Source organism: Alkalibaculum bacchi (assembly GCF_003317055.1).
Taxonomy (GTDB): Bacteria; Bacillota; Clostridia; order Eubacteriales; family Alkalibacteraceae; genus Alkalibaculum; species Alkalibaculum bacchi.
In genome coordinates, this window is record NZ_QNRX01000002.1 from 248,907 (window position 1) to 257,561 (window position 8,655).

At 32.6% G+C, this 8,655-nt stretch carries 3 protein-coding genes; all 3 read right to left on the minus strand.

From position 1 onward, the window contains the following. Positions 1–31: 31 nt before the first annotated feature. Complete coding sequence (locus DES36_RS02530) at positions 32–2,386, minus strand: N-acetylmuramoyl-L-alanine amidase (RefSeq protein ID WP_170128145.1); 2,355 nt, start codon at positions 2,384–2,386, stop codon at positions 32–34. A gap of 434 nt (positions 2,387–2,820) precedes the next feature. Continuing rightward, a complete protein-coding gene (locus tag DES36_RS02535) occupies positions 2,821–5,925 on the minus strand; it encodes a glucosaminidase domain-containing protein (protein ID WP_113919644.1) in 3,105 nt (1,034 codons plus the stop codon). A 95-nt stretch (positions 5,926–6,020) separates the two neighbouring features. After that, the coding region (locus tag DES36_RS02540) for a D-glucuronyl C5-epimerase family protein (RefSeq protein WP_207657418.1) at positions 6,021–8,655 on the minus strand (2,635 nt) is incomplete at its 5' end.

The window sequence follows — 8,655 nt, forward strand, 5'->3', positions numbered from 1 at the left end:
ATCCCTTATGCTTAAGGGATTTTCTTTGTTTTTATTTAAAATATGCGTTAACTGCCTCAACTACTTTATTAGCAAATTTATTTTGATTTGTAGTGTTATTAATTTTTTGAGCTTCTGTAGAATTTGATATAAAACCGCCTTCAAATAATACAGTTGGCACATTCGTTTCTCTTATGATGTATATATTATTATTGTTTACTGGATTAGGTCTTGGATCTATATAGTCTAATGTTTGTAACTTGCTATGCAAAATATTAGCGAACCTTTGAGATTCTTTAGCAACTGTACTTAATGTCCTATCTCTAACCATGATAGCACCATCAGAATCGTTAATATTTTTCTCAACATTCTTCCCATTTTTATTATAAACGATATATGTCTCTTCTGAACCATTTACCATTCGCTTAATTTGATCAACAAATGGATACTCTACACCATTATCCGTTACAACTATCCCACTTTTATCAATTCGATACCTATAGCTACTCCAGAATATACTGTAACCACTTGCTGAGCGGTTTACACTTGAATCATGATGAATACTGATCAATAAGTCTGGCATAAGAGAATTAACTTTTTCATCTCTTTCTTTTAATGGAGCTGGTCCTTCGATATTAGGATTACGAGTATAGATTACATTATAACCTTGTGATTCTAGTTTATTAGCAATCATTTTTGTAAGACTATTATTAAGTTGATATTCGTACAGACGATTTCCAACAGCCCCTGGGTCTAAGGGATATTTGCCTTCGTGACCTGGGTCGAGCATAATTGTTTTTTTATGTAGAGATCCTTTTATAGTCATTTCTTTATACAAATAAGAATCGAGCATTTTACTACTTTTTTCATCTTTTATATGTACTCCATATAAGTACTTTCCTTGCTTCGTGGGTATCCAAGTAGCGCTACTTTTACTATAGTCTTGAATCATCGTCCATTTGTTTGCACTCAAATCTTTTACCCAAAACTGATATAAGACTCCATTATTGCTTGTTCCATAAGATCTTATTCTATGACTGTCACCTACACATCCCGATCCATCTATAGTTAGTGTTTTTACTTCTGCAGATACCCCTTTAATTTCTATCTCCTTATACAAGTATTTATCTAGTTTTTCATTGCTTTTCTCGTCCTTAATATGTACTCCATATAGATACTTCCCTGGCTTTGTAGGTATCCATATAGCGCTGCTTTTACTATAGTCTTGTATCATTGTCCATTTGTTCTCACTTAAATCTTTTACCCAAAATTGATATAGCACTCCATTATTGCTTGTTCCGTAAGACCTTATTCTATGATTGCTTCCTGTATATCCTGATCCATCTATAGTTAAAGTTCTTACTTCTGTTGGTACCCCTTCAATTATTATTTCTTTATACAAGTGAGCATCTAGCTTTTCTTGACTTTTTTCGTCCTTTATATGTACTCCGTATAAATATTTCCCTGGTATAGCAGGTATCCAAGCAACACTACTTTTACTATAGTCTTGTATCATTGTCCATTTATTTGTACTTAAATCCTTTATCCAGAATTGATATAAGGCTCCATTTAGACTTGTTCCATAGGATCTTATCCTATGACTACTCCCTACATAACCTGTACCATCTATAGTTAGGGTTTTTACTTCTACTGGTTGAGATACACTAGTTGTCGTTAGTATCTCGTTGTTGGTACTCGTATATATATTTTGTGCTATTTGGTTTTTAGAGTCAACATTTACTGTTTGATTAATACCCTCTAATTCTACTTCTAATTTTGTCTCCATTTGTTCCATAGTTTGCATATTTATAATCTTCTGTAGATGTATCTTGATTTTTTCTCCATATTCAGAATCTTCAGACCAATTCCCATTTCCTAAATCTTCTACATTAACAACAATTCCTTTAGGGTTGATTAAATCATAGGTTGGAATGATCTTTTCTTTATTTAATGGTTCAGCGCTTGCATATCCCTTAAGGAGTTGAATATTGGCCCTTATTCCTTCTTCTAAGGTACGAAAAGATAAATAATTTCCTTCCTGGTCCTTTAATCTACCAAAATTATTCCGCGCTATATTCACTTCATCACTGAATTTAAACCAATCTGTTTCTACTAGAATTTGCGCAAAAGCAATATCCCATCTTATTCCTTCTGCTTTTGATTCTCGTATAACTAAATCTACAAACCCCTCTAAACCAACACCTTGATTAAGATATTCCTCAGGATATGAAATAGGAGAATTTTCTTTATAATACTGAACTATTGTTTTTTTATCTATTTGAGTTTCTCCCATAATATGTATAAAATCTGATGCTGATACTGATATTGGTAATATAATACTCATCAAAATGATACACAAAATAATCATTCGAGGTAATGTTTTTTTGTTTTTTCTATGATAAACCACTTTTTCCTCCCTTAAAATGTAACAAAAATTAATAGAATCATTCATGATCTTTATACATGTTCATCTACATCATCAATGGAAAAATGTATGCTAAACTACATGATTCAATCGTAACAATGAAGTTTCTTCTATTGGTAATTATATAATTTGTCATAAAATATGTCAATTTGTAATAATGATGAATATTGCCATCGAAAGGAACCACTACTACAAACTTTAGCCACTTGATACTACTAGAGCACTAAAACTTTAGAGAGTTTAGTATAAGGTATTCTGTTGTAAAGCACTTACCTTGTTATAATTATATTTGCAAAGGACTTACTGTAAAAATATGAGTACAAAAATCCCTTGTGATTTATTGACATCACAAGGGATTTTATCTATATTACATTTTCCACACAGTATGTGGTATTTATTTTATTCAGTACTACAGCCTATCTATAAACTGGGATGTCAAATATTAACTTTGTACTGCCATATCGTTCACATATATCCATTACCATTCCAATATTTTTTGTTTGCTTTGTAGCCCAGCCGATATCAGTTGCATATTGATGAGTGCCAGGATTTAATGGATTCCATTTCATTTTATATAAAGTATCCTGCCCTTCATTTATATAACCTTGCCCTATAAATTTTGCTCCTCCTATGATTGCTTCCTCTGGTGAGAACCATCCAGCTTTGTATGCATATTCGGTTCCACCACCTATAGGATTACTATCCACTGCACCAATACCATACATATTATATACAACTTTAGGTGTTACAGGTTGTCCATCAACAGAGGTCACCAAAATCCCATTGGCTAGAGATGACTTGCCATTACCTGTCTCTAATAATGCATGAGATAAAAGATATACTTCATTAATATTGTATCGCTTTCCTGCATCGATAAACGCTTGAGCTTTTCCTTGAAGAATGCCTTTGCCGACTAATTCTTTGCTCAGGTCATCTACAGAAATCCCTGAGCTTCCTGATAAAACTAGAAATTGGTACATCTCAGTAGAAATCTGGTTTGCTGTTGTATGCAGAGGATAAGATACACTTGTTACGGGATTTGATAAAATTGAAATACATAGACCCCTATTATCTGAGATTTCAATCCAGCCAAATCGATCTCCTACTTTAATTTTATACCAACCATTCCTTTGACCTTGAATAGTGTACTTTTCTCCAACTCTAGCAAGAGCAAAATTGTTATTGGTTGCGGTAGTTGGTTCACTTCTCACGTATAATGCTTTTTTGATTTCTAAAGTTGTAAGCTTTGATAAGTTTGTATAACTTACTTCTACGTAAGCCCCAGAAATCCAACCTGTTACACCCGTTTCAGTAGTAATCTTATACCATCCATTTGATTGTCCTGTAATTGTGTATTCTTTGCCTTCATCAACAGTAGCGATTATTGTGCTGTTATTTGTTGTGGGTTGATTCCTTACATTCAATTGAGGACTAGCAGTAATTTTTCCAACCCCCATTACCTCAGCACTACTATTACTGACTAGTATTAAATTTGTATCTATACAATTATTGGGGTTTATCTTTTGAGCAGTATCTTCCCATGTTGCTGTTTTCCAGCCACCGCCATACAAATCTGTTTGAGGGTTAATTGTCATTTGAATGTTAATATTCTCCATTAGGGTTTGATTGTAATTTGTATAAACATATGTGATAGGTGATCTTACAGTTACCTCTTTATATAAATGAGCATCTAATCCTTCAGTACTCTTCTCATCTTTAATATGTATTCCATATAGATAATTACCTGGCTTCGTTGGTGTCCATATAGCACTGTTTTTACTTCCATAGTCTTGAATCATAGTCCATTTATTTTCACTTAGATCTTTTATCCAAAACTGATATAACACTCCGTTTCGACTTGTACCACTAGATTTGATTACATGTTGTTCTCCTACATAACCTGTACCATCAATAGCTAAACTAGTTACTTCTGTAGGTATTTCTTTAACAGTTATTTCTTTATATATATGAGCATCTAATCTATTTGTGCTTTTTTCATCTTTTATATGTACTCCATATAGATAATCCCCTGGTTTTTCCGGCATCCATATAGTATTGCTTTTACTTCCATAGTCTTGAATCATAATCCATCTATTTTCACTTAGATCTTTTATCCAAAACTGATATAACACTCCGTTTCGACTTGTACCACTAGATCTTATTATATGTTGTTCTTTTACATAACCTGTACCTTCTATAGCTAAGCTTATTACTTCTGTAGGTATCTCTTTAATCGTTATTTCCTTATACAAATGGGCATCTAACTTTTCTTGACTTTTTTCGTCCTTAATATGTACTCCGTATAAATACTTCCCTGGCTTAGCAGGTATCCAAGCAGCACTACTTTTACTATAGTCTTGTATCATTGTCCATTTATTTGTACTTAAATCCTTTATCCAGAATTGATATAAAACTCCATTTGGACTTGTTCCGTACGATCTGATCCTATGATTACTCCCTACATAACCTGTACCATCTATAGTGAGGGTTTTTACTTCTACTGGTATCTCCTTAATTATTATCTCCTTATATGAATGTGCATCTAATCTTTCACTACTCATTTCATCCTTGATATGTACGCCATATAAGTATTTCCCTGGCTTGGTAGGTATCCATTGAGCACTGCTTTTGCTATAGTCTTGAATCATCATCCATTTGTTCTCACTTAAATCTTTTACCCAAAATTGATACAAGACTCCGTTTTCACTTGTTCCATAAGATCTTATCCTATGACTCACTCCGGCATACCCTGTTCCATCTATAGTTAATGTTTTTACTTCTGCTGGTTGAGCTTCAATTACCTGGGACACACTATTCATTGTTATATTTTGCTCTGCAACATTGGTCGGTATATTTTGTGATATTTGCTTTTGAGTACTTACATCTTCGATCTGTTTTATAGCTTCTGGAGATGGATTATCTTCCATTTTAATTATTTCTGTATTGAATAAACTTGTAGCATTAGATTCCTCTAAGGAATCATTTTTCTCTAATTGTTCCTCCGTTGCTACTCCAATCTGTGTATTTACCATTTGTTCTAGATGCTGTTTAATTTTTTCTTGATTTAATGATTCAGTACTTGCATCTCCCTTTAAAAGCTGAATATTCGCTCTTATTCCTTCTTCTATGGATTGAAAAGATAAATAGTTTCCATTCTCATCCTTGAGCCCTCCAAAGTTATTTTTGGTTATATCTGCTTGTTGACTAAATGTAAACCAATTTGTCTCTAATATGATTTGTGCAAAGGCTATATCTGCCCTGACACCTTCAGCCTTTGCTTCTAATATAACGATATCTACAAATTTTTCTAATTCTAAACCTTGAGCAACATATTCGTAGGGATATGTTACGGGGGAATTCTTTTCATAATATTGAATTATCTGCCCTTTAGTTGCTTCTGTTTCTCCTATAATTGGTACCTGATTTGCTGCCAAAACCGTTGTTTTATTATTACTTATCAATAACAAACACATAATAAATATTGTAATAATTATTCTACTAAAATAATGTTTAGAGTACACTACCTTCCCCCTAGTCTATGATTATTATTAAATTAATGTATAAAATTTATATCTCTAAAAACAAATATATATTCTTTATTTTTAAGTTTATACTTTTATTCTAATTCATCAACGTATAATCTCCATAGTTTTTCATATTCTTTTAACTCTTTATTACTTTCTACGCTATCTAATGCATGCAATAATTGTATATGCACTGCATGGTATCTCTCACTAATATGTGGTTCTTTATTAAAATTAAAATGTCCTAAATCATATGCACTAAAACCTCCTATATCATAATAAGGTAATATTATTTCTAAGGTCTTAATCCCAGACTCAAAATATTCTTCAGCAAGATTCTCTTCTTCTAACCGATATTCACTAGTGATAATTTTCCAATCATATAATCCTAATAGAGTAAACATATATCCATTTAGTGTATAATTATTTGGTGTGCTAATATATTCTTCAAAAAAGATGTAATCCTTAAGCGATGGATCCAGATTTTCTAATGTAGACATTGTTCCCCCTTGGTCAGTAGGGGTAATTAAAAACTCTACCGCTTTATCTCCAGCCTTTAAATATTTAGGATTGTTACTTAACCTGTATGCTCTTGATAAAGCATTTAAAGCTTGTCCTTGGGCCATTCCTGAAACCCATCCCGGTTTATATGTTTCACCTGTTAAGTAGTATTTCCAGGAAAAATCGTATCTAAAAGCTCCAGTTTCATCTTGTAGCTCAATAAGTGTATCTACGGCAGCTAGAAAATCTAACTTGTGTTTTTCTCCTTTTTCATTTATATACTGACCATACTTCGTAAGCGCATATTGAGAAATGATCACTGGATTATAATAGAAATCTTGACCATATTTAACTTTTGGTATCCCATTATCATCAAATATAAGTTTAGTGGATTCAGTATATTTTACTGTCTTTCCATAATTTAAATAATCTCCAATAACATTATAATCTTGTAAGCGCGTTTTATATTCTATACCTTGTTCTTTATAAGAATATAATGCTTTATCAACAATATTATATTCTATATCAATGCTTATATATAAATATTCGTCTAGCTCTTTATCACTTTTTTCATCCTTAACATGGACTCCATACAAATATTTTCCAGGCTTTGTTGGTGTCCAAACTGCACTACTACTTTTACTATAGTCTTGAATCATAGACCATTTATTCTCACCTAAATCTTTTATCCAAAACTGATACAAGACTCCATTCGCGCTTAAACCACCTGCATTTACTTTTAGTTCATCTCGCACATACCCTTTATTTTGAATAGCTAAACTGTTAATTATTGCCTCTCTAATAGTTATTCTTTTATATAAATGCGTGTCCAACTTTTCATTACTACCTTCATCCTTGATATGTACGCCATACCAATATTCTCCAGAATTTTCAGGAATCCATGTGGCGCTGCTTTTACTATAGTCTTGGATCATACTCCATTTATTCTCACTTAAATCCTTTACCCAAAATTGATATAAGACTCCATTCACACTTGTTCCATAGGAGCTTATTTTATGACTTCCTCCTACATATCCTGGACCGTCTATGCTTAAAGTTTTCACTTTCGCAGGTTCAATTGTTATCTCTTTATATAAATAAGCCTCCAATTTCTCAGTACTCTTTTTATCCTTGATATGTACTCCATATAAATACTTACCTGATTTTGTTGGTGTCCACACAGCACTACTTTTACTGTAGTCTTGAATCATACTCCATTTGTTCTCACTTAAATCTTTTATCCAAAACTGATATACTACTCCATTAGTAGTTGTTCCATATGACCTTATTCTGTGACTCCCGCCTACATACTCAGGTCCTTCTATGCTTAAGGTTTTTACTTCTGCTGGTATCTCCTTAATTATTATCTCCTTATATGAATGTGCATCTAATCTTTCACTACTCATTTCATCCTTGATATGTACGCCATATAAGTATTTCCCTGGCTTGGTAGGTATCCATTGAGCACTGCTTTTGTTATAGTCTTGAATCATCATCCATTTGTTCTCACTTAAATCTTTTACCCAAAATTGATACAAAACTCCATTTTCACTTGTTCCATAAGATCTTATCCTATGACTCACTCCGGCATACCCTGTTCCATCTATAGTTAATGTTTTTACTTCTGCTGGTTGAGCTTCAATTACCTGGGACACACTATTCATTGTTATATTTTGCTCTGCAACATTGGTCGGTATATTTTGTGATATTTGCTTTTGAGTACTTACATCTTCGATCTGTTTTATAGCTTCTGGAGATGGATTATCTTCCATTTTAATTATTTCTGTATTAAGTAAACTTGTAGCATTAGATTCCTCTAAGGAATCATTTTTCTCTAATTGTTCCTCCGTTGCTACTCCAATCTGTGTATTTACCATTTGTTCTAGATGCTGTTTAATTTTTTCTTGATTTAATGATTCAGTACTTGCATCTCCCTTTAAAAGCTGAATATTCGCTCTTATTCCTTCTTCTATGGATTGAAAAGATAAATAGTTTCCATTCTCATCCTTGAGCCCTCCAAAGTTATTTTTGGTTATATCTGCTTGTTGACTAAATGTAAACCAATTTGTCTCTAATATGATTTGTGCAAAGGCTATATCTGCCCTGACACCTTCAGCCTTTGCTTCTAATATAACGATATCTACAAATTTTTCTAATTCTAAACCTTGAGCAACATATTCGTAGGGATATGTTACGGGGGAATTCTTTTCATAATATTGAATTATG